Here is a 22657-nt window from a genome sequence, read left to right as displayed (position 1 = left end):
TTGACATTTCATCTCGGAGCCTACGTCCCGCGACTTGTTCGCGGGATCCATGGATGCCGTGGACAAGCCACGGCACGTTGGCATTGTAGAGCAATTGTCAACACGCACCCTACTTTATGCGATTACAAATTTTATCGGCCATGTAACCAATCGCACCAGCATAGTATATAGAATTATTATAACGCAAAATCATCTTATAATTGGGGAAAGCCAGGAAAACAGGACCGCCATAGGGCTGCACAATGCTTGCCATTAAATCTTGGTGAGGAAGTGTTTCACCATTCAACGTACGAACGCCTAAAGCATTCCACTCACTGACTGGTTTGGTGATACTTTTACCTTCCAATGACATATCGAATTTCGGCGGTAATTTTACTTGGATAGCCCAAGGTTGATCGGTTTGCCATCCGTTCTTTTTCATGTAATTAGCAATCGAAGCAAAAACATCTGGTTTTGATTCCCAAATGTCTTTTCGACCATCGCCATCATAATCCACTGCAAATTCGACCCAGCTTGAGGGCAAAAACTGTGGCTGACCTGAAGCACCTGCCCACTCTCCTTTAAAATGTTCCAGAGTAACATGACCATCATTCAGGATATGTAGGGCTAAAAATAATTGCTTACGAAAAAAATCACGACGGTTAGAGTCATAGGCCAAGGTTGCTAACGATTTAATAACCGGAAAATTACCCATGTAAGAGCCATAGCTACTTTCCATACCCCAAAATGCAACAATAAAACAAGGATCAACGCCAAAATGTCGACCAACATTCTCCAATAATTCCTTATTTTTTGCATAGTGCTTACGTCCCATCACGATTCGATAGTTATCAGCGCGGGAGTGTAGATATTTATTAAATGTTAATCGATGCTCTGGCTGAGAACGAGCTAAGCCCTTAACTTGGCGGCTAGGCTCACGAATGCCGGCAAAGGCCTCATCAAATACAACCGCGGAGATACCTTGCTCAAGAGCTTCCCGCCTTACTTCGGCAACCCAACTACTCCAGCTTTGTTGGTTTGCCGAGGCGAATTGCGATAATAGCAACAAGGCTGTAATCGTTATATTAAGAGCCCATTTTTTCATAATCACCCCTCACGGTTATTCATGTAGCGGGTAGCAACATGATCATGTTTGCAATGCAAGCAAAGACACTTGGCTTTTGCTACGTTAACATTTTTATAAGCAGAAACTGTGCCTGCCATGATAGCTTGAAAGTAATTGAAAGCAAACGCATCAAATATATCTAGGTAGCCGTATTATGTTGGACTCTTAATATTCTGTTAAGCAAAGCAATTTATTATAGTTGCTCACTCCGGATAAATTTAATACGGTTTTATGATTATTCTCTACATTCCATTTGAAAAAAATGCTGCAGGCGATTTACCTGATGGTGCGAACATATGGGAAATAAATCATAAACGTGTGTCTTCAGAAGAAATCAAAATCATCTATTATAAAGAAGAATTTGATGAAGAGAGCATACCCCAAGGTACAGTCGTCTATATTTTGGCTCACGGAGCAAACAATGATCCAACGTTTGTAGCCAATGCTAATGACAGCACAGTTGCTACCCTCATCGATATTGACACGCTAGCAATTCGATTCACCCACGATTTTTTAGTGATTAATCACCATATTTCTCATACTCATCTTTATTTCTGCGGCAATCTGGACAAAAATGCCACCCTGGCGACGAATTTTGAAACCATGCTTTTGCGCCCAGAATTTAGCTCAATTAATTATTACGAGGGTAGCATTTCTCCCCCAGATTCGAATGGCAAATTGTGGTCAACAACGGCTCAAGGAACCTTTGCTGCGATATCTAAACAACTAGAGAAAACGAGCGAAAATGAATCTGAGGAAACTCATCACCGCTGTATAAAAATAGAAGAGATGGAGAGTAATTTCCAAAAAAGTCAAGCGCATAAAAGGCAAAATTATCAATCTTCTGGAATTATAAGACGCTGGCAACTTTTGCACGAGCTCAGGATGCAAGACCATTCCTCGACTGACGTTAAAGCTATGGATGAAGCCACGGCTAATGGTTTAACCCCGGCAAACATGTGAGCAAAGCAATGCAGGTTGGGTATTTAGACCTGAGTGATCGTCACCTTTTTTTATACAGTTCATAAATTGCTCCCTATCTTTCGAGAGCGTATTTCAAGGATAGGGATTTTGTTATTTTTTATAGCTTGGCACCCTAAAAACACAAAAGATAACACTCTCTTATGCTTATAACTATTTGCTTGAAGACTGTCTATGCAACCCCATTCTCTCAATCCAGTGCCCTACGTAAAAGGCTATTAAAATCGCTAAGGCAACAAGCAGCAACCAAACAGAAAGCCTTTCAGGAGTATGACAGACATTCTCTTTTAGCCCAAATCCAAATTGAGGGCTTTTGGTGTCTCTGAAGTTTTCTTCAATGGTCATGCGCTGCTTATATATTTGAATAATCTTTCCAGGTGTATCCCGCCTGTTTAGGGTAGTGCTCTAAAAGCCAGTGAGAAAGCGAAGAATATATCTCTATTGAGTTATTTTGGTAATAAGTATTTGCAAGACAACGATCCACGCGGCGTATACATGAACGCTCTTGGGTGCCTAATTTGCCACTTAAATCTCTTCCTACGAGAGTAAGCTTTGTCTTTTTAGTGCAAATAATAGATTCAATTAAGGGTGAGAGAGAGCTAATGCGACTTAAATGAATTGAATGTTGAAATAAAGTGTCTAGAATACTGCTGACAGACATGATAGTACCTCTAGTTGTATCGTCGAAAATTCAATTAGATCAGGAATGTTCATGTCTGTCATTCAGTTTTTTTTAATAGCTCAATGTTATTTAAATAAATTTTTTCACAAAAAGTGACGATACCTCAGGTCAAAATGACCCCAACCTACTTGTTCTTTACTTTGCTCTATAGAGGGTTGGCCAATCATCTGTATCAAATAAACCGCGGCAATCTGTCATTTTGCGATAACGGAATAGGTTAAAATTCTCACCATCCCAGGTCCACTCTCCTAAGATACCGCAATCGCCCTCGCTCCTAGTCATCATGAACGAGCTTAAAATGCGGTCCTCATTGGAAATATCAGGATTGGTCAACACGCCATGCAAATCGGGTTCGCCTGGAGGTACTGCAAAAGAAGCAGCCTGAGCCTGGTCATTTTTAACCATAAAAAAAGCATAATCGACGTTATTACCTGTAACCGATTTACATAACCCCCAAAGAGTCTCCTCTTCCGAGAGAATAGCTACTATTGCTCTGGGTGCATCATCTCCTGCGCAAGCACCTGTAGTAGCCCTATACTGCAAAAGAGCAGGGGGCAGAGGCGGCAAGTCTCCGTGCAATATTCTCATCTGTTTAGCTTGCGAAGGAATAGTGGGTGTCCCGGATGGAGATAATAGCATCTGATTATTCTGCAGTGCTTGTTCTGAAACCGCTTTATAAGGTTGTTGTTTATCATCCATATACGTCAAAGCGCCAGCTGCTCCCATTAAAGATATTTTAATTTCCCTGGTAACATCACCTTTTATTGTTACAAATTGTGATTCATTTACAGCATCCATAAATTGCTTGGTTGCCTGACTAGATAAACCTGCTTTTAAATTTTTTTCTCCCTGAACAAGCGGCTTTGTCTTTATGATGATTGAGCCAGGTTCAAAAACCAGTTGCAAAAGCGCGCCTGGTTTAGCCACTTTATTGCTCACAACAACGTTAACCACCGGCAGGGTTGTTGGGGGACCAACACGAACCATTTTGATAAATCCTTCTGAGGTTGCCCCATTCTTTGCTGGGAAACCAATGACTGTACAGCTCGCTTGATTATCACAACCAACGATCCAATCAGCAAAACGTATTGAGCTTTGTGCAAAGCTCCCTATTGTTGTGAGTAGACTTAACAGAAGTACTATCTTCCTCTTCATAAAATTTATCCTTAATAAGAGAAGAGAGACATTTATTATGATTACTTCTATTATTGTCCTTTGCAATTCATTGCAGCAGAAATGACCTCAAAAATTTCACTAACTTCTGCCTTCAACGAATATGCTACAGTTTAATAATAGACTTCTTTTGAAACTTTACTGCAAGGTAGATTGGGTCTTTTAGACCCAACAAAAATCTAAATTCACCACAGATTGCTGGGTCAAAATGACCCCACCTACTGGAGGGCAAAGATGGAGCGTAATTTAGCTATAAAAATACAGCAATTCCTTGCTTCGGATGCCTATGGTGTTGTTGGTGCATCAACGAATCGACAAAAATATGGCAATAAAGTCTTGCGTTGCTATCTGCAACATGGAAAAAAAGCCTATGCCGTCAATCCAAGAGCGACAGCTATCGAGGGAGTCCCTTCTTTCAAAGATGTTGCAGCTTTACCATCAACGGTAGACAGTATTTCAATTATTACCCCACCAGCCATTACTGAAAAGGTTGTTGAAGAGGCGATACAAAAAGGAATAAAAAATGTTTGGATGCAACCTGGTGCAGAAAATGAGGCTGCTATTCAAAATTGCCAAAAAAATCACATTAACGTTATTGCTGGGGGGCCTTGCATCTTGGTGGCATTGGGTTTTATTGATGAAGAGGATAGAGAATAACTGTGCCGCCCTGATGATGTCACCATTGTAGTATTTTCATTAGGCATTGAAATTTTAATAAAAAATAGCAAGTTTTGTACTATTTTATATTTATCTCCATTTAATTTATGAAAGACATGGAAGAGGACATCGGCCATGGCAGCTACCAGAAGGAAAGTTCCCATTGAAGAGGCAGCCATTTTGTCTCAATTTGGACCTGTTATACGCAATGGAGACTATTGTGATATTTGTGAGACGCCAATCACTTCTGAAGAGCTAGATGAATTCTTTAACCTGCTTGATAAATCCTATCAAGCCGTTATAGCGAAGATGACTGCTGGAATAAGTCCTGCTGCTCTCGCTACAGCCTATTTCTCTTGGTTATCTCAGCTGGCCATGTGCCCAGGTCGCCTCTTAGAGCTTGCTCTTTATCCTGCTTTCCACACCCAAGACTGTACGAATAAAATCCTTTGTCATGTGCGTCCTGGAGATGGTAGGGACGTCCGCTTTCATACGGATAGTTGGCAATCTTGGCCATGGGAAATTTATGCTGAAAATTTCCTGCAATTTGAAGACTGGTGGCGGCGAGCTACTACCAATATCCCAGGCGTTCCATCGCATGTGGAACGTACCGTCTCCTTTTGTGCTCGCCAGATTATCGATGCTCTATCACCTTCCAACTTTGTGGCGACCAACCCTGATCTCCTTAGGGACACCATAAGTACCTGGGGCTTGAACTTGTTTCATGGAACCAAACTCGCCATTCAAGATAGGCTTGAGCAGCTATTTGGTATTCCCCCAGCAGGCGTTGAGCACTTCGTACCTGGAGAACACGTTGCTGTTACCCCCGGCAAAGTGGTTTATCGCAATCATCTCATTGAACTTTTGCAATACGAAGCAACAACAAAAACGGTTTATAAAGAACCCATTTTAATCTTGCCTGCCTGGATCATGAAATATTATATCCTTGATCTATCTCCTCATAATTCACTGGTTAGATGGCTTGTATCAAAGGGGCATACTGTCTTTATTGTTTCCTGGAAAAACCCTCGTAGCAGGGACAGAGAGATAGGTCTGGATGATTATCATCGACTGGGTGCCATGGCAGCTATTAATGCCGTTTCTCATATCATCCCAAAAACCAAGATTAATTTAATGGGTTATTGTTTGGGAGGAACTTTGGCTATGATTTCTGCTGCGATCATGGCAAGAGAGGGTGATAATCGACTAAATACGCTTTCTCTTCTGGCCGCTCAAGGAGACTTTAGTGAAGCCGGTGAATTAATGCTTTTTGTTACTGAAAGTGAAGTGGCTTTTTTAAAAAACATGATGTGGGAGAAAGGTTATCTCGATACCAAACAAATGGCAGGATCGTTCCAAATGCTTCGTTCCTACGATCTCATATGGTCAAAAATGATCCATGATTACATGGTCGGCACACAACGCGGCATGATTGATTTACTTGCCTGGAACTCAGATGCAACACGCATGCCTTATAAAATGCACAGTGAATATCTCGAGCGGCTTTTTTTGAAGAATGACTTCGCCGCTGGGCGCTTTGCCATTGAAGGCAAACCTATCGTTGCAGAAAATATTCGCTTACCCACCTTTTCCGTCAGCACAGAAACGGATCATGTGGCGCCATGGCGTTCAGTATATAAGATTCATTTAATGATGAATAATAACATTACTTTTGTATTGACCTCCGGTGGTCATAATGCGGGGATCGTCAGCGAACCAGGACATAAAGGTCGTTCTTACCGCATTCGCGAACGTAAAAGGAATTCCATTTACATTGGCCCTGATCACTGGCTTATCCTTGCCCAGCGAAAAAAAGGCTCCTGGTGGGTGGCTTGGCACGAATGGCTAGAAAAATACTCTTCTCCCAAACGTATCCCTGCGCCTAAACTTGATCCGTCTTTGCCTCCCGCTCCCGGAACCTATGTTTTACAAAAGTAAAGGGTTAATCTAGTTTAATGGTATAGGAGTATGTGTTAAATCCGTCGTAAGTGGTGCCTTTATAAATCATGCCGCTGCAAGAGGCACTTACTGAAGGGTGCATCATAAAAGGACCATCTTTAATATCAAGTACACACCAGTTATAAGCATCATAAGCAACAGTAATATGAGCATAACCATCCTGACAGCGCTCGGTGTCCCTTATTTCAAAACTTCTGGGACCAATAACTTGCAAATAAATGTCCCTCGTGCTGTTTGCACTAACAATAAAAATGCTGGGATGTGATTGATCATCAAGATGGAAATAATCGCGATAACCGCACAATGATTCCTTTGCTTGGGCACTGACAATGAATAAGCTAGTTAATAAAAATACAACTTTTTTCATGTTAGAGGCTTTCCTTAAAATAAATGGGAAATCGGATTATAGGTAAAGGTCATGTGTGAAACAACACTGAAAATGACTTCTTAACCATTTTACTATGCTGGCGCCTGCCAGATTGCTCATAAATTTTTTTGTCCAGTACAAAGAGAGCTTTCAAAAAGAGCGACCGTCTTAACTCTTACTTAATATTTTATTGCTACTATGCCCGCGTTTTGCACAAGATGTTTCTCATAGGGCAAATTGAATTGGGTACATACAAGGGGACATCAGCTGCAAAAGTTATTAATTTAATTTAGGAGTTTTTTATGTTTACCAAAGTATGTAGTACAACTTTACCAACTGGAATAAAAACCATAAGACAAGTACCAACAGTACCAACAATACGTTCTCCCTACTCAACAAAAACTATTAAAAATAGTGATCCAAAGTGGCTTGAAATACAAGCTAAAGCTGCCGAATTAGAAGGTATTGAACAGCAGAGATATCAACAAGACGTTTTAAATTATCAAAAACTAAAGGCACAATTTGAATCTACACCTGTAATGCCAGTGATTATTACAGCTGAAACTGTATCTCCCAAAGAAGCAGCAGCTAAGATTCTGGACTCATCATTTGCTAAAGTACGTACATACCTTGGCGATTCAATAAATATTATTGAATACCCACTCAGAGGTTATGCTTTTTCCAAATTAGAACAAGCATTTACTTATATGGCAAAAGATGGACGTGTTAGCAAACAAGTAGTAGAGAAAATCTCTAGCTATGGACTATTACTGATTCTTGCAATAATCGCTGCATTTATTTATGAACAAGTAAAAAATCAAAAAGAAAAAATAGCTCAACTTGAGAAAGAAATAAATGATCTTGAACTAACCTATAGTAAAGATGTTTATGCAAACCATGATATTCGAGAAAAAATAATAAATAAGAGTGAAAAGCTACTCGAGTACAAAAATGAAATGACTAAATATGAAGGGATTCTTTCTAAAGTTAAGGAAGCTCAAGAAGCTATTAATAAAGAACAAACTCTCTTTGGATTAGTTAAAGAAAAAATCATTTCTTTTTTCGTTAACCCTAATGAGCGACAAAAAGAACAGGTTAAGTCTTTTTTGAATGTTCAAAATAATGATGATGCGAAGCAAACCACTAGAGAGCTTGAGAAACGAGGGAATGTTAACTCTGTAGTTATTTATGCAGAAGATGAGTTAAGTCGCTTAAGTAAAAAAACAGATAAAGTTGAAAAGGAAATCGATAGACTTGAGTCGTCCTCTACGAGACTTGCCGAACATGTAGCACAAACAGGAACAAAGCGTGATGCTAAGTTAGCTGCATTAAAAAATACTTGGGGCTATTCATTCTTTAGTCAATTTAAGGAAAACGACAATAACAACAGCTTACAAAAAGAGCATGTATCATCATTTGAGTCTAATTTATAGTGTGTTTTTTATTGTTCCTAAAAAAAAGCTGCATATATGCAGCTTTTTTGTATACATAATGGTATATATTAGCCAAATTTGTTTTTTATTTTTCCCAAAAATTAAGGAGGGGACGTGAAAGCAACAAAAGAACAAACAAAGAACGAGTCTAATTTTGATAAGTCGGATTTGAGTGGGGAAAAAAAAATAAAAAGAAACCCTGAAATAGAAAAACTAATGTTTCTTTTTAATTCATTAACAAATGAGATGAAAAAAAATCCTACTAAGGAAAGATTAGAAGAACTAAAGAGTATAGATGAGAAGATACATTCTTGCATAACTACGCAACCTTTTTAGCTATTGTCCTGGTTTTGCCATTGCAAGGGCCAGGATACCTCATCCATGGCAGGATCTTCTGAATCTTGAGAGTGCTTCGATGCAAGCTTCTCAAAACGAACCCACAGAAAAAACGATTAACAACAAGCAATTAGCCTCAAAAATTGATCAAGCTAGACTATAATGAAATTACAAGCTATCATCGGACGATCATCATGGAGAAATGCAAATTAAGTCCCGTTGCCTTGGGCTTAAGTCTAGGCGTCATTTGGGGAGTTTCCATATTGCTCTTAGGCTTGATAGCAACGTTTTATGAATATGGAAGACCTTTTGTGACTGCGGTAGGGGTTTTGTATGTGGGTTACCAACCGACTATTTTGGGAAGCTTTCTAGGTGGTTTGATCGCATTTATAGATTCATTCATCGGTGGGGTCATTATTGCCTGGCTTTATAATTTATTTCTTTGCTGCTGTCGCAAGAAAGATAAGTCTGAATGAAGTATAAATCACAGAACTCTAAAAGCCTCTCAAGTGTGTAAACGTCGGTTGCTGAGTTTCACTTTGGAGTAGGGAAAAAGCGTCTTTAAAGGCGTTCGTTGCTAAACACTCCTGAGTGGCCTCATAACTGAGAATAGAGAGTTTTTGATAATCATCAAGCCCACAAGCATTTGCGGTATTGGCTATTTGCGTCCATGACCAAATCGTATACCACCAGCCTATTACAGGCTTATATACCTCAAACCAAGCTAAAAGTTTGTCATCGCACTTACCAAAATAACTGCTAATCAAAATTTCAACCTGCTCACGTGGCAATTTAGCTTCCCAGAGTAAGTACACTATATCAAGTACTTTGTCGTTATTTGCAGAATATTCCCAATCCAATAATTTTACTTTTTTATCTGCGGTAACTAAAAAATTGCCTGGCGTAGTATCGTTGTGACAAGGTGACCGTTCAATCTGGTAGCAATTAATTAAGCGCTCTATCTCTCCCATTTTCTCTTCAATCGAAACAATCTCATGAGATAGGATGTCAGGTCGAGTTATTTTCAAGGTCTCTAATAATTTTGTGTTGCGGGAAAAAACATTCACGCTGTTATGAAACGGGGTAGAGTTATGTAAACTTTTAAGTACCGCCACGACAGTTTTTAGAATTAAAGGATTGGTTTTTAGCTCTTCCAGTAGAGGTCTATTATTTGCAAGATAGCGAGTTAACTGTAGACCATCTTGAGGATCAAAGAAATCAATGATGACATTAAGTTCTAACTCTGCGGCTTGCCTGGCATTATGAAACTCATCAGAGCGCTCAAGGAACACTGAAGAGCCCTTACCCGGGATACGCAACACCCATTGTGTTTGCTTTTTGAGTCGGATTTTAAACGTGCTGTTTGTCATGCCCCCGGGCATGGCATAAATGCCTAACTGACCCAAGTTATACACAGTCAATTGGGGAATGCGTTTCATATATGGAAGCAACGTCTGATTACGCTTTGTTGTTTCGACAGTATCTTTCCATGTCTTGTTTACCGATGAAAAGCAACATAAATCTTTTTCTTCAGCCAAACTAAGAATGTAAATACAGAGACGCTGAGGTAATGCAGGATTGCCTTCACCAAAAAAGAATAGCTTCATTGATAGCTCTCCTCAACCGTTTTTGCCTGCAACACTAACTTCAGAATAAAACCGTAAAGAGGTACAAAAGAAATCAGACTAATCATTAATTTGAAAATCAAATCGACTATGGCAATTTCTGGCCAATGAGTACTCAAAAATACATTATCACTCTGATAGAAGGCAATAAAAAAGAAGCAATACGTATCAAAAAAATTACCAAAAACATTAGAAATACTTGGAGCCACCCACCATTTTTGCTGCTGCCTGAATCTTTGAAAAATAGCGATATCAAGCAATTGCCCAAGGACATATGCACAAAAACTGGCGAAAGCGACACGCAATGCACCAGGGTTATAACTTAGCAAATCATTATGAGCATAGAAATTGGAAATAAAGTAGGAGCAAAACAGCCCTGGAAGCATAGCAATATAAATAACCTTTCTAGCAACTTGTTGCCCTAGCAGTCTCGTTGTTAAATCGGTGAGAATAAAAATGAGTGGATAACTAAAAGCACCCCAAGTTGTACGAAAACCAAAAAGCATAAAAGGATATTGAACCAGCGTATTTGCTGCCGCAATGATGCTAATGTGGGCTAATATTAGAGAGAAAATTTTATTGGAACTAACTATCAATGTGACATACCTCTGTCATCCTTCGGCTTGACCAGAAGATCCAAGCCAGTGTAGTTGCTAAATACAGCAAGAATTTTCGGTATTGGCTTCTTCTTTCATTTCCCAAGTTATGGGCATGCATCTTCCTCGGCATGAAAAATGACCTGCACTGGCTAATAAAAAATCAGCGGCTTTTCTTCCATAAAAAGACTCGGGGTGCTTTTGATAATCCTCAACTTCAGCTATCTTGGTGTTGGCGTGAAGAATTCCTTTATAGGCGGCATAGCTGATTTCAGGAACGATGGGGGCAACCATCATTTCGCATTGATTAAGACGCCAATTGTAAAAAAAGGCAGTTATTTGTTGTACTACTCCTAATGTCGCGGCTGAAGCAGCATATCCTGCAAGAAAACTGCAGACAAGAACCGGCAAAGATACTGGGAGTAGCATCATAAGCGTTGTTGCTGTAGAAAGTGCAATCAAACTATTAATTAGCCAATGTTTGGAAAAAAAGATATAAAACCCTACTAAGGGGCCGGTGATTAGCAAAGCAAAATATTTTCTTAAAGTTTTCATTGTTTATTTAATAGGAGCAATTTGCTCGCAATGGTATCAAATATGAGTTAAATTGAGCAAGCGTAATCAAGAATCCTTAGGTCCAAGTGCATTTGCACGAAACCAATTTAAGGCAATTAAACTTGCAGAGTCCATGATTTTTATTTCATCCATTAATTGATACACCTTCTCTCGTTTAAGACAGTGGGTCTTTATTTCCTCACTGTCTACACCATGAAGCCCAACGGCGGGTATACCTTTAACTTCCGTGTAATAAAGGTAGCATTTTTCTGTCATAAGACCTGGGCTTTTATAAACAATGGCAATAAGCTTAAGGGCTTCTACTTTAAGCCCAGTTTCTTCATAGACTTCTTTTATTGCAGTGTCCCTGGGATTTGTGTTTTTCTCAATGGTACCTGAGACACATTCCAGGATAAAAGGATCATCCTGACTCTCATTTAAGAAAACCCCAGGCCTAAATTCTTGACATAAAATGAAACTATCACTGGCCGGTGCATAGATTAGCACCAAAATGGAATCGGAACTATGCACAATTTCGCGGTTACTTATATGGAGGTTTTTTTGGGGCAAATGAAAGCTAGGTATTTCGAATTCATAATTAGCGAGCCGAAGATAACCTTCATGTAGCTTCACCTGTGAAACACATTTTGCTTTTTGTGTCATCGTTTTTCTCAGCCATCCTTCTTTAGTCAATCGCATTAAACTAGATGAAATAATTAACAGCAGCTTCCGAACCTTTTGTTGCATTTCCGGGGCTGTATGAATGTGCTCCGCTACCTGCGAGTTTGCCCTTTTCAACAATTAAATATTCCTTACGAATGGGCTTTTTTGCAAAATAGCATTCGAGTATCTCCCGAACACCCGCTGCATAACGCGTCTGAGCAGAAAGCGTTGTCCCAGCCACATGCGGTGTCATGCCATGATTTGGCATGGTTCGCCAAGGATGGTCTTGTGGCGCAGGTTGCGGAAACCAAACATCTCCTGCATACCCTGCAAGATGCTCCGTCTCGAGCGCTTTAACGATGGCATCACGATCACAAATTTTACCGCGCGCAGTATTAATGAGGTAAGCTCCGCGCTTCATTTGACTAATAAGTTTTGCATCAAAGAGATGTTCTGTCTCAGGATGCAATGGACAACATATGCATACCACATCACATTGTGGCACCATCGATTCTACATTTGCATGATAGCTCACCCTTAATTCCTTTTCTGTTGTTTCCGGCAAGCGATGCCTATCTGTGTAATGCAATTTCACGTCGAAAGCTTTTAATCGACGCATCGTTCCCAAACCAATACGACCAGCACCAACGATACCCACTGTCATCCCTTCAATGTCATAAGCCCTAGCAACGCAATCTGCAATATTCCAGCCTTTCTTAATGACCCATTGGTAAGAGGGGATATAATTACGTGCTAAGGCTAAGATCATCATAACGTTGTGCTCAGCCACACTATTGCTGTTGCAATAAGTAACCTCAGCAACAGTGATCCCTTTCTTTATAGCCGCTTGCAGATCAACATGATCTGAACCAATCCCCGCTGTAATCGCCAATTTTAGATGCTTCGCTTTGGCAATTCGTTCAGCCGTGAGATAAGCAGGCCAAAATGGTTGTGAAATCACGATCTCAGCATCGGGTAATTCTTTTTCAAAATGAGAATTAGGTCCGTCTTTATCTGAGGTCACAATGAACGTATGTCCTTCTTCTTCCAGAAACCGACGCAAACCAAGCTCACCGGAAACAGAGCCTAATAAATGACCTGGTTTAAAATCGATATGTTTTGGTGTTGGTAACGTCTGACCATCGGGATAGCATTGAATTTTGGGGAGATCATCTCGAGCATAAGATTTCGGGTAGCCAGTAACAGGATCCTCATAAAGCACACAAATAATTTTAGCCATAACTATCCTTGTTAGAATGACGGTAAAGCTCAGATTACAACAAGCAAAGTTAGTAATAAAGCATGAAAATAATGATGGCCTGAGAGCCTCTCATTTTTCATATAACTCAATAGGTAATTCATCTGGATCAAAAATAAACGTAAATGCCTTTTGCGTCACCTCATCTATCCTGATTGGTTCAGCTTGCACCTTCTTTTTACTTAAATAATGAAGCACCTGTGTCAAATCATCTACCTCGAATGCGAGGTGTCTTAATCCTGCAGCTTCCGGCCACGATAACCTTCTAGGTGGGGTAGGGAACGAAAAGAGTTCAATAATGTACTGTCCATGAAGTGCAAGATCTAATTTATACGATTGGCGATCAGCGCGATAACGTTCACGGATGATTTCTAACCCCAAGATCTTCGTGTAGAAATATTTTGACTTGTCATAGTCAGAGCAAATAATTGCCGTGTGATGGATACGATTTAACATTCTTCTCTTCACCTAAAAGTAGCTAATCAGCATTAATTGTGCATTATAATTGGTGTCCCCGTCTTGAACATGGCTTAAAATGACTACAGAAACAAAAGAAATAAATTCACAAAACATACTGTCGTTAGCGGAGCTCGCAGCAAAAGAAGTTCAGAAGATAAATCCTAAAATGTTTTTACGGTTCTTTGATAAGCCTCTTTTGCCAGCTATTCAAACTAAATATGTCCAACCTCAAATCGATTTACTTACTCAAGAAGCTGAAAAACAGTATGTAAGCATGGATAATAAACGTAAAGAGATGGTCAATAAAAAGAAAGATTCCTTGAGTAAAGACCGTTGTTTTAGCAAAACATTAATGTGCTTGAGTGGGACCTTTTTTACTGGGATTTATTTAATCATTGGAACTCCGCTCTTGGAAGCCACTGAAGCCACAGCAACCACCACAGCTACATACTATGGTCTCTTCTTCTTACCTTTTGTAGGCGGAAGCTGTCTAGGTGTTTGCTTGATTGATAAGATAGCAAGAGGGATAGCTAGTGCTATTACCCCAGGAGTACCTGCCCCGGTGATTGATCTGGCCGCTGAGAGCCAGCATCCAATGCGATTAAGCTAAAAAATCCAGAGAATTAGCTGGTGATTATTTACTAAGTTTTTTAATGGTCGTAGCAATCTCTTCTACTTCACCAGAATAATGGTAATAAATTCGATTATGATAGCAATCGATAATACAAAGTGGCTCTTGGGCTTGATCGTCTCGCTGTTTTAAAATCCAATAAATACCCTCAGAGCGATTCTTTTGAATATCTATTAATAAATCTAGCATCTTGTCTTCTGTGAACTCCGCCTGCGTGCAGACCAGGCCGGAGGATTTGCTTATCACTTTATAGGCATAATGTTTTTCTTTCATGATATCACCAAGATGAAATACCCTATGATCATATCGGCCCTGCTAAAAAAAAATTTAACTCGCGCTATAATTAACAAACCAATAGGACGCAAATGAAACGAGTACAGTGACACTCTCTCAAGGAGAGACATAGTGAAAAGGATAATTACCCATTTACTCTGTCTTTTTTTATTAGGATTTAGCACCGTTAATTCCGCAGAAAGAATTATTATTGTTCGCCCACCTGTTGTTCTACAGCCACATGGTGAATATTATAGTTTTCCAAACAGCTACGATAGTACACTATCCGCCTATCATTTGGTTTTTGTTGGTGGCACATACCGTGTCTGTCATCTTGTAAGAGAACCCTTCCTTGCTAATCTAGATATGCTGCGAATACGCGTTGAATTAAATGAGCAAAAATTTTATTTGCATTGTTATGCTTATGACCCCAGATACTTTGAGATTGATTTTTAATCATTAGACTTCTTTCGAAACTCGCTGCAGTAGAGTCTAGTTGCTCATGAGATCGACTCTTGCTAGAGTGTTGCTTTCTTATCTATTCCATTGCTCATGACTAAACTCGCTGATGTTAAGCAACTTACTGTGGCTTTTCAAACAACAGAGCACCGTATCATTGCTGTGGATAATGTGAGTTTTTTTCTTCACCCAGGGGAAACTCTGGCTCTTTTGGGTGAGTCAGGTTGCGGCAAGTCTTTGACGTCCTTAGCTCTTATGCGGCTTTTACCTCTCCATGCTGTCTATGGAAATGCAAGCCAGATCAATGTTAAAGGTCGTGATTTATTGCTGCTACCGGAATCCATGATGAGAAACATACGTGGACGCCGGCTCGCAATGATTTTCCAAGAACCGATGACAGCCTTAAATCCTGTATTAACCATAGGCGAGCAATTGGCCGAAGCATTGCCAAAGAACGAAAAACTAACTAGCCAACAGCGAAAAGAGCGTCTAATTGCACTACTTGAGGAAGTAGAAATTCCGAAACCCCATCTTCGTCTGCGCCAATACCCTCACCAATTGTCCGGTGGCCAAAAACAAAGGGTGGTCATCGCCATGGCTTTGGCGAGCAGTCCAGAAATATTAATTGCAGACGAGCCAACAACGGCCCTTGACGTAACCATTCAAGCACAAATTTTAACCCTACTTAAGAAATTACAGCGACAGTATCATATGAGTATGCTGCTGATTACTCATGATTTGGGTGTAGTAAAAGCAGTCGCCGATCGGGTCTGCGTCTTATATGCAGGACAAGTTGTCGAACAAGCGACCGTAAAGAATTTTTTTACTCAAGTCAAACATCCTTATTCCCAGCAACTTCTTGCTTCCCTCCCAACATTTAATAAACGTCATCAGCACCTGCAAACCATCCCGGGAGCTGTGCCCACTCTGGATGCGCTACCAACAGGTTGTCGCTTTCATCCTCGTTGTGCCCACGCCTTTGCAGTTTGCGATAAGGTGGAGCCACAATTGCAACCGGTGGAGAAAGGCATTGTACGTTGTCATTTATATCCAGATCTGGATAAGCCGCCCCCCTTACCTGCCCAGGAGAAGGATTGGGAGACTGAGTTAGGAAGTGATAAGCGCTTGCTTTCCGTAAAAAATTTGGCAGTTTATTTTACTACCCAAAGGAGACTATTTAGCCGCAACGCGGAAATGATAAAAGCTGTTGATGGTTTATCGTTTGATTTATACCAAGGCAAAACATTAGCATTAGTTGGTGAGTCTGGCTGTGGAAAAACCACAGCGAGTCGAGCACTATTGCGTTTACTACCGATTACTGCTGGCAAGATCACTTATCGAGATATAGATGTGAGAGCCTTGCATGGTGAGCGCCTACGAGATTATCGCAAGAGAGTCCAAATAATATTCCAGGATCCCTTTTCCTCCATGAATCCTCGCATGACGGTCGCGGAAATCTTGGCTGAGGGTATGCTGGCGCAAGGTTTCCCTTCTTCTTTGATTCGCAAGAAACAACACATGCTACTTGAGCAGGTAAATCTACCGCGCAATAGCATGCATCGTTATCCTCATCAATTCTCAGGAGGACAACGTCAACGGATCTGTATTGCTAGAGCTCTTGCCACTGAGCCGGAACTTCTCATTTGTGATGAACCGACCAGTGCTTTGGATGTCTCTGTGCAAGCTCAGATTCTCAACTTGCTCAAAACACTACAGCAAGAAACGGCTTTATCCTATTTATTCATTACTCACAACATGGGAGTAGTTTCTTATATCGCTGACGATGTACTGGTCATGTATCAAGGGAAAGCAGTAGAGGCTGGTTCTTGTGAGCAAATTTTAAAACATCCACAACATTCTTATACACAGCAATTACTAGCAAGTGTCTTACAAGTCTAGCGGTTTGGTCCCTTACTTGTTTCTGCCTCTGATATCTCTCTCATTCTTACTTTAGGATCCTGCGATCTTGTGCCCGGTAGGGATATATTAGCAGCGATAAGCTCTTTATTAGAAAATCGCCAGGGTGCAACATCGCCCGGCAATTCATTATTAGATGCGGACACAGGAGAAGCAATCTGTGCCATTTCTTGCAAGCTTTTGCAAAGTTTAGTGAATTCTTCAGACGTGAAGTCTGCTGCTAAAACTGCTCTTTGCACTTGCTCAGGCTTATTTTCGATATTGATACCTGCCTCTTTCGTTATTTCCTCCAGAATCTCAAAGCTAAAATAGGGTTGCTTCAGATGGCTAATATCAATTTTTGTATTAATTTCTTGCAACTTCCTTTGATAATTTGCCAAAGTCGACCGTATAATGACCTCAGTTTCCATTGCTAACTGTTGCTGATACGCTGATAATTCCTCTTCCTCATGATGTACCCGCATACCAACCCTCACCATAAGACCAGCAATTGCAGCACCCACTCCCACTAAAAACAACGTCGCCATCCCAGCGGAAATGACCTCCATCATTGCACAGATCAAAATCACGGAAAACAACACCATCAAGATAATCAAATTGACTAATGCGTTTTTGAAATTGACATGTCGTTGTAAAAAGGATTGTTTGGCCTTCTTATCCAATGGCTTGTGCAAGTTTTTTAATCTATTTTCAGTAATAACCATCTTTTCTTCATGCCAGAGAAGAAGGACTGATTCATACCATGCATGGGCTTGCCTGAGATTTTGTTGTTGTTTTTGCTCTAAAGCTATTTTTAGCCGTTGAAATTGTGCTTCGGTTAACATCCACTTTTTGACCACACCCTCCTGCCATCTTAAAGTGGTCAATCGTCTTTTCTGATCCTCAGGCTGTTTTGGGACGTAGCGTGGCTGTAATGTCTTGAGACTCTGAAGATTAACCGTTCCATCGGCTAAGAAAACATCAGTTAGCAGCTTCTTAATTTGTTTGGATTGCAAAAAATTTAAAAAAAAGTCAGCCGCTTTCGCTGGCGCAGTTAATTTATCCTCTGGGGCATCAATAATATCTTCGGGGCTTATTATTAATACCTTTCTAAGTTCAGGTTCGGTCGTTGTATTGCGTATAATAGCGGCAGTCCATAACTCTGGGTCAAGTGTTGAATAGGAGATATTTACACCACATGGAATGCCATTATCATCATAAAAAGCAAAGCTCAAGTTAAATCTGACTTTATCGTCGTGATACTCTTCTCTGTTATTGTCTTTGCGTTTGCTCCCCACTTTAACAAATTTCGGATTAAATAGAATAAATCCCTTCAAAATCATGGAATACAATGAAGCAGTAATATTCCCCTGAGTGTAAGCTTTAGAGGTATTTGGTGCCAGCCAAGTAGTCACGTGATCTTTAAACGTCCTATGATTTGAATTTACAAAGGTATTACGATGTAGATCTGTCAAAATGTCGCTTGTGATATCCCTTGACTCGGCTGTAAATTGTTCAGCATAAGAGGGCTGGGGCTCTGAGTTAGAGTCCGCAGGCCTTAGGAAAAGCTTTCGTTTTAGAACCTCAATATAATTCCCTAATATTATTCGAACATTGGACATGGGCATCATGCCTTGGTTGATTTTAGAACATTTACTATACCATAGCCAATGCGTGAAGATAATAAATATCAAGCTAGTTTTATTAGCAACAGAACCTCAGTTTTATCTCACAAATCATTTCAGATATGAAAATCTGACTCATGCTATAATTTAACCAAATTAACCAAATTATAAACGCGCATGCCGGTAAGTAAAGAAATCATACATTATTTATGGGTCGGTTCTCCGAGCAAAATAGATCCTCAAGTTATTGCAGGTCATGATATCGCAGGCCCAATTAAGATGGCTAAACAACTACAAGTGCAGCGTGAGAAAGGCCAAGATAGTTACACAATCAAATTCTGGTGCTTAGAAAAACATAAACTATTTTACCAAAAGCAATTTGCAGAGGAAGGTATTGATATAGTAGAGGTTTGTTCTATAGAGGATCTCTTAAAAAAAGAACAAGATGGTGAATTAGCTGACCGCGCTAAGTTTGTTCGTGATTTTATGAACACCACCTCTTTAAACGAGGTAACGGAAAGAGTTAAATTAAAAGATCTATTATCATTATTTTTGTTGGCAAGCCAAGGGGGCTATTTTTTCGATACGAATGTTTCCCCTGAAAAGGGAAAAACCGTTTCTTTACCCGGTGAACCTACTGTAACAACGGCTAAATCTGGTTTTCAAAATTCAAATGATTTCTACATGATGTATTCGCCTAAGCGTGCTGATTCTAACATGCTGGCGATTTTTGATGCCTGGAAAGAAGACCCTGGGTTTGGCAACTTATCTGTATTTAGAGCACCTCAAGAGCCTGTGCCTTATTTTGCAAAAGAAATGGGAGTCAAAAAGCAAAGTTACAAGTCCTATTACACCAATAACGGTGGTTTATTTTATTGGCTTCAGAGAACGCATAACTCCGGTGAACTGGATGTATTTGAGGAAAATATTAAATATGGTGACGTTAACCACCAACAAGCTTATTCTCAAAACATGAAAGAATTAGAAAACTTCAGCTTATGCTATTTGGATGACCCCGTTACTACAGAGACATTATTGGCTATACCTTTTAAAACAAATACGGCTTATGTAAGTACTAAGGATTGGAAGATGTATTATGTTGATAAAAAAGCGAATACTGCTGTTCTTGTGTACGATGGGTGCTCCACACTCTTTGATATCTTTCCTGGTAAGTATCATTCGAGCAAGATTGAATTAGCAAACGAAGGGAAACTCTTAAAAATAATAGCTTCATTGGAAAAACCTATCTCTGGGCATCCTCGACTTATTTCTAATGAAACGAACTATCATCCTCCCTACATTATTAATAAAGAGAACTGCACGCTTCTGCATCAAGCTGTCCTTACTAAGAATATTGAACAAGTTAAGTCTTTGCTTAAGGCTGGTGCTCGACTTGATTTAAAAGCCACCTACGAAATCAAACCAGAGGGAAAAATTTTAGAGGTTACTGCAAAAGAGCTGGCTGATTATTTAGGACATACAGAAATAGCTAACTTATTGCAGTCAAACTTAGTTCATTCTGGTCCAAAAAGTGAGCTTCCTGTTAAAGAAGCTGTTAAAGGTGATTTGTTGGTATTCAAAAAAATCCCAACTGAGCCTGTTGAAACGAAGGAGGAGGACCATAAGCTTGGTGAAGGACCTCCATAACAAAGATCACCCTTTAGCTAGACTGCTAAAAGACCTCATCTCCCAGTTACCTACTGCGTCAGCAATATGTTTTCCCTACCTTTTTCAATGGTGTCTGCCACTGGTTCGTCTCTGATTAATTGGTTTAACTTTGTAAGAATTTGATTTGCAAAAGCAACATCGTATTGCTTTCTACGCTTAACCTGAAGCAAAGTGCATAGTTCATCTAAGGTGTAAGAAGCAAAAGAATGATTATTGTATCTTGTCTCAGAGTGATTCAGAAACGCACCCAGTTTTGTCAAAAGAGCAGATGAGGACTTAAGCGTTATATTATCAAGAAAAGCCCCAGCTTTTTCCTGTCCCACACTTCCGTGACGAAACCAAAATCGACTGAACCAACCATTAGGTTGACGAGATTCTGTGCCTAATTGGTAATACTCATGATATTTTTTTTCAGCAGCCAAGATAGCTTGCTTGAGATCGTCTAGGTGGATAGTTGATTCTGACAATTCCAAACTTTTTTCCGTTGCAGAATCAAAGAAAGTTGTGCCTCTTCGGGTTGGCTTTCTACGAGCTGGGATCTTTGGTCTGGACTTTGTAAGATGAATCAAGTCAGGGGTCTTAGCTCTAGTCGAAGCAGATTCCTCTTTTTTGATTTGGGTTATTCTTTTTGGTTCCGGTGAATTGTGTTGAAGGCGATTATCTTTTTTTTCATCGTGAGGTAAGGAGATAGAGTCATGGTTTTTTGGTATACCAAGGCCATTGAATTTTAATCGAATAAGTTCTTCTTTGCTTTCGGTGACAATACCTTGACGAATACTATATTTCTCGTCAACAGCTTGCGGGATTTGGTTATTGCTTTTACCAAGACCATTAAAATTTAATCTAATCAGTGCTTCTTTGCCTTCAGCAACAATTCCCCGGCGAATGCCAAATGTATTTGTGGTATTTTTACGTTCTTTACGTTCTTTCATCTCATTTCTTCCCTTAAATTTCGACGAATCTCACCCCTAGATGGAGCAATACTATACCCAATTGCAAAAAAATAGCCTAGCTAAATTTCTGTCTATGTGATTTTTTAAAGGCAAGGACACGACGATAAGCTTCATTAATTCTATCCTTGCTGATTTCTCCTGATTTTACCTTCTCTTCAATGATGTCAACGATTTCCTTAGGATCCTGTGGCTTTTCCACAAGCTGATTACCAAATAACAGCATGTCAGCGCCAGCATTAAGTGCTAAAGTAACCGCTTGTTGCAATCCAAAATTTTCACTGATCGCCTTCATTTGCATATCATCGGTCACAACCACACCTGTAAATTGCAAGTCACCACGTAAAATTTCCGTGAGTACTTTATGAGATAACGTTGCAGGCAAACCAGACTCATCCAATTTACGATTAATGATATGGGCGGTCATGATCATGCCGCAACTTGTCTCACTATTAAGTAGCAATCTATACGGTTCTAACTCCAGCTCCTGCCACGAATCTGTTACATCCACAAACCCCAAATGCGAGTCTGTATTAGAGCTACCGTGGCCTGGGAAATGTTTATAGGCACATTGAACGCCATGATACAGAAAATCCTGAGAGTAAATTCCGGCATAAAGAGCAACAAGTGTTGGACTCTCTGAAAAACTTCGTCCTAGCAAACCAATAATTGGATTATCTGGATTGACGTTGACATCCACATCGGGGGCAAAATCTAAATTAAAACCTGAATCCACCAATGTTTTACCCATTAAATGAGCGACTTCATTTGCTTCTTCAGGCGTCATTTTACCAATATCGACAGCAGAGACGGTTTGTGGAAAACCATATTCCGATCTCAAGCGGTTAACCGCGCCACCTTCATAATCGACTGAAATGATTAAAGGTACTTGCGGGCGATGATGCTTGTCATTTGCTTTTTGATTAGCAGATTGCAACTGTTCATTTAGTTTTTTAACTTGAGCAGGATTGACAATATTTTTATCGAAGCTTTGGGTACGATAGTTGTAATCAAATAAAATGACTCCCCCGATGTTAACTTCGTCAATTGCTTTCACAATAGGTGATTGCTCATTTACTTCTTTTCCATCAAAGCCAACAATAAGCAACTGCCCGATTTTATCACGCAAGCTGGGCTCTTGAGCACTAACAATACCTACATTTAGCAAAAATAATGCAATAAAAATCTTAATATATTTCATAGCGATACTTTTAAGTAGCGGCACCGAATGATAACAAATTGTACAAAAAGAGGCAAGAATGAAATAATTTAAATGCTTGTAGGGCTTTTAAACTAAAGCGTCTGA

At 39.9% G+C, this 22657-nt stretch carries 24 protein-coding genes; 10 read left to right on the top strand and 14 right to left on the bottom strand.

The features are described from left to right. Window positions 1-109: 109 nt before the first annotated feature. Window positions 110-1084, bottom strand: coding sequence for a lytic murein transglycosylase (locus CKV79_RS00205; protein ID WP_028372098.1), 975 nt, complete (start codon window positions 1082-1084; stop codon window positions 110-112). Between the two features lie 252 nt (window positions 1085-1336). On the opposite strand from CKV79_RS00205, the gene CKV79_RS00200 reads away from it, so the two are divergent. Further along, on the top strand, window positions 1337-2068 hold the full coding sequence (locus CKV79_RS00200; protein ID WP_051546030.1) for a hypothetical protein: 732 nt from the start codon (window positions 1337-1339) through the stop codon (window positions 2066-2068). Between the two features lie 171 nt (window positions 2069-2239). Here the strand turns inward: CKV79_RS00200 and CKV79_RS14090 are convergent, their stop codons facing one another. Both CKV79_RS14090 and CKV79_RS00190 read right to left on the bottom strand, forming a co-directional pair. Beyond that, a complete protein-coding gene (locus tag CKV79_RS14090) occupies window positions 2240-2431 on the bottom strand; it encodes a hypothetical protein (protein WP_028372534.1) in 192 nt (63 codons plus the stop codon). Window positions 2432-2903: 472 nt separating this feature from the next. Next, a complete protein-coding gene (locus CKV79_RS00190) occupies window positions 2904-3923 on the bottom strand; it encodes a DUF1176 domain-containing protein (RefSeq protein ID WP_028372533.1) in 1020 nt (339 codons plus the stop codon). 252 nt (window positions 3924-4175) lie between these two features. Between CKV79_RS00190 and CKV79_RS00185 the strand changes: the two genes are divergently transcribed. Both CKV79_RS00185 and CKV79_RS00180 read left to right on the top strand, forming a co-directional pair. Further along, the gene (locus CKV79_RS00185; RefSeq protein ID WP_028372532.1) at window positions 4176-4598 is read left to right on the top strand and encodes a CoA-binding protein; all 423 of its coding nucleotides are present in this window, start codon (window positions 4176-4178) and stop codon (window positions 4596-4598) included. 135 nt (window positions 4599-4733) lie between these two features. Next, entirely contained in the window at window positions 4734-6536 is a 1803-nt protein-coding gene (locus tag CKV79_RS00180; RefSeq protein WP_028372531.1) for a PHA/PHB synthase family protein, read from the top strand. Between the two features lie 4 nt (window positions 6537-6540). Here CKV79_RS00180 and CKV79_RS00175 read toward each other — a convergent pair whose 3' ends face one another. Continuing rightward, window positions 6541-6924 carry a hypothetical protein gene (locus CKV79_RS00175; protein WP_028372530.1) on the bottom strand — a complete coding sequence of 128 codons (384 nt, stop codon included), beginning with the start codon at window positions 6922-6924 and terminating at the stop codon, window positions 6541-6543. A 302-nt stretch (window positions 6925-7226) separates the two neighbouring features. On the opposite strand from CKV79_RS00175, the gene CKV79_RS00170 reads away from it, so the two are divergent. From CKV79_RS00170 to CKV79_RS00160, 3 genes are all read left to right on the top strand, one after another. After that, complete coding sequence (locus CKV79_RS00170) at window positions 7227-8357, top strand: bestrophin-like domain (RefSeq protein ID WP_028372529.1); 1131 nt, start codon at window positions 7227-7229, stop codon at window positions 8355-8357. A gap of 114 nt (window positions 8358-8471) precedes the next feature. After that, complete coding sequence (locus CKV79_RS00165) at window positions 8472-8693, top strand: hypothetical protein (RefSeq protein ID WP_028372528.1); 222 nt, start codon at window positions 8472-8474, stop codon at window positions 8691-8693. A gap of 194 nt (window positions 8694-8887) precedes the next feature. Continuing rightward, window positions 8888-9169 (top strand): bacteriophage holin, encoded by a 282-nt coding sequence (locus CKV79_RS00160; RefSeq protein ID WP_028372527.1) that lies wholly within the window; start codon window positions 8888-8890, stop codon window positions 9167-9169. 18 nt (window positions 9170-9187) lie between these two features. On the opposite strand, the gene CKV79_RS00155 is transcribed toward CKV79_RS00160, so the two are convergent. The 6 genes from CKV79_RS00155 to gloA2 all read right to left on the bottom strand — a co-directional run bounded on the left by CKV79_RS00155 (window position 9188) and on the right by gloA2 (window position 13846). Further along, a complete protein-coding gene (locus CKV79_RS00155; protein WP_028372526.1) occupies window positions 9188-10300 on the bottom strand; it encodes a phosphotransferase in 1113 nt (370 codons plus the stop codon). Then, entirely contained in the window at window positions 10297-10914 is a 618-nt protein-coding gene (locus CKV79_RS00150; RefSeq protein ID WP_028372525.1) for a 7-cyano-7-deazaguanine/7-aminomethyl-7-deazaguanine transporter, read from the bottom strand. The genes CKV79_RS00155 and CKV79_RS00150 overlap by 4 nt, the downstream gene beginning before the upstream one ends. Before the next feature lie 57 nt (window positions 10915-10971). Beyond that, window positions 10972-11469 carry a hypothetical protein gene (locus tag CKV79_RS00145; protein ID WP_028372524.1) on the bottom strand — a complete coding sequence of 166 codons (498 nt, stop codon included), beginning with the start codon at window positions 11467-11469 and terminating at the stop codon, window positions 10972-10974. 66 nt (window positions 11470-11535) lie between these two features. Beyond that, on the bottom strand, window positions 11536-12132 hold the full coding sequence (locus CKV79_RS00140) for an NUDIX domain-containing protein (RefSeq protein WP_028372523.1): 597 nt from the start codon (window positions 12130-12132) through the stop codon (window positions 11536-11538). 40 nt (window positions 12133-12172) lie between these two features. Beyond that, on the bottom strand, window positions 12173-13372 hold the full coding sequence (locus tag CKV79_RS00135; protein ID WP_028372522.1) for an NAD-dependent formate dehydrogenase: 1200 nt from the start codon (window positions 13370-13372) through the stop codon (window positions 12173-12175). A gap of 90 nt (window positions 13373-13462) precedes the next feature. Beyond that, window positions 13463-13846 (bottom strand): SMU1112c/YaeR family gloxylase I-like metalloprotein, encoded by a 384-nt coding sequence (gene gloA2, locus CKV79_RS00130; RefSeq protein ID WP_028372521.1) that lies wholly within the window; start codon window positions 13844-13846, stop codon window positions 13463-13465. A 79-nt stretch (window positions 13847-13925) separates the two neighbouring features. Between gloA2 and CKV79_RS00125 the strand changes: the two genes are divergently transcribed. Further along, window positions 13926-14459 (top strand): hypothetical protein, encoded by a 534-nt coding sequence (locus tag CKV79_RS00125; protein WP_028372520.1) that lies wholly within the window; start codon window positions 13926-13928, stop codon window positions 14457-14459. Between the two features lie 24 nt (window positions 14460-14483). On the opposite strand, the gene CKV79_RS00120 is transcribed toward CKV79_RS00125, so the two are convergent. Further along, on the bottom strand, window positions 14484-14753 hold the full coding sequence (locus CKV79_RS00120; protein ID WP_028372519.1) for a hypothetical protein: 270 nt from the start codon (window positions 14751-14753) through the stop codon (window positions 14484-14486). Window positions 14754-14885: 132 nt separating this feature from the next. On the opposite strand from CKV79_RS00120, the gene CKV79_RS00115 reads away from it, so the two are divergent. Further along, complete coding sequence (locus CKV79_RS00115; RefSeq protein WP_028372518.1) at window positions 14886-15209, top strand: hypothetical protein; 324 nt, start codon at window positions 14886-14888, stop codon at window positions 15207-15209. 96 nt (window positions 15210-15305) lie between these two features. After that, window positions 15306-17111: an ABC transporter ATP-binding protein gene (locus tag CKV79_RS00110; protein WP_028372517.1), complete on the top strand. Its 1806-nt coding sequence runs from the start codon at window positions 15306-15308 to the stop codon at window positions 17109-17111. Here the strand turns inward: CKV79_RS00110 and CKV79_RS00105 are convergent. Then, window positions 17108-18523: a hypothetical protein gene (locus tag CKV79_RS00105; RefSeq protein WP_131796055.1), complete on the bottom strand. Its 1416-nt coding sequence runs from the start codon at window positions 18521-18523 to the stop codon at window positions 17108-17110. The two genes, CKV79_RS00110 and CKV79_RS00105, sit on opposite strands and share 4 nt — an antisense overlap. Before the next feature lie 489 nt (window positions 18524-19012). Between CKV79_RS00105 and CKV79_RS00100 the strand changes: the two genes are divergently transcribed. Beyond that, window positions 19013-20380: a hypothetical protein gene (locus CKV79_RS00100; protein ID WP_157737118.1), complete on the top strand. Its 1368-nt coding sequence runs from the start codon at window positions 19013-19015 to the stop codon at window positions 20378-20380. 50 nt (window positions 20381-20430) lie between these two features. Here CKV79_RS00100 and CKV79_RS00095 read toward each other — a convergent pair whose 3' ends face one another. After that, on the bottom strand, window positions 20431-21333 hold the full coding sequence (locus CKV79_RS00095) for a hypothetical protein (RefSeq protein ID WP_028372514.1): 903 nt from the start codon (window positions 21331-21333) through the stop codon (window positions 20431-20433). A 76-nt stretch (window positions 21334-21409) separates the two neighbouring features. Beyond that, window positions 21410-22552: a glycoside hydrolase family 3 protein gene (locus tag CKV79_RS00090; RefSeq protein WP_028372513.1), complete on the bottom strand. Its 1143-nt coding sequence runs from the start codon at window positions 22550-22552 to the stop codon at window positions 21410-21412. Window positions 22553-22657: the final 105 nt, after the last annotated feature.

It is taken from the genome of Legionella lansingensis, assembly GCF_900187355.1.
Classification (GTDB): Bacteria; Pseudomonadota; Gammaproteobacteria; order Legionellales; family Legionellaceae; genus Tatlockia; species Tatlockia lansingensis.
The sequence above is the reverse complement of the archived record's forward strand: the minus strand, read 5'-3'. Positions and strand labels throughout refer to the sequence as shown.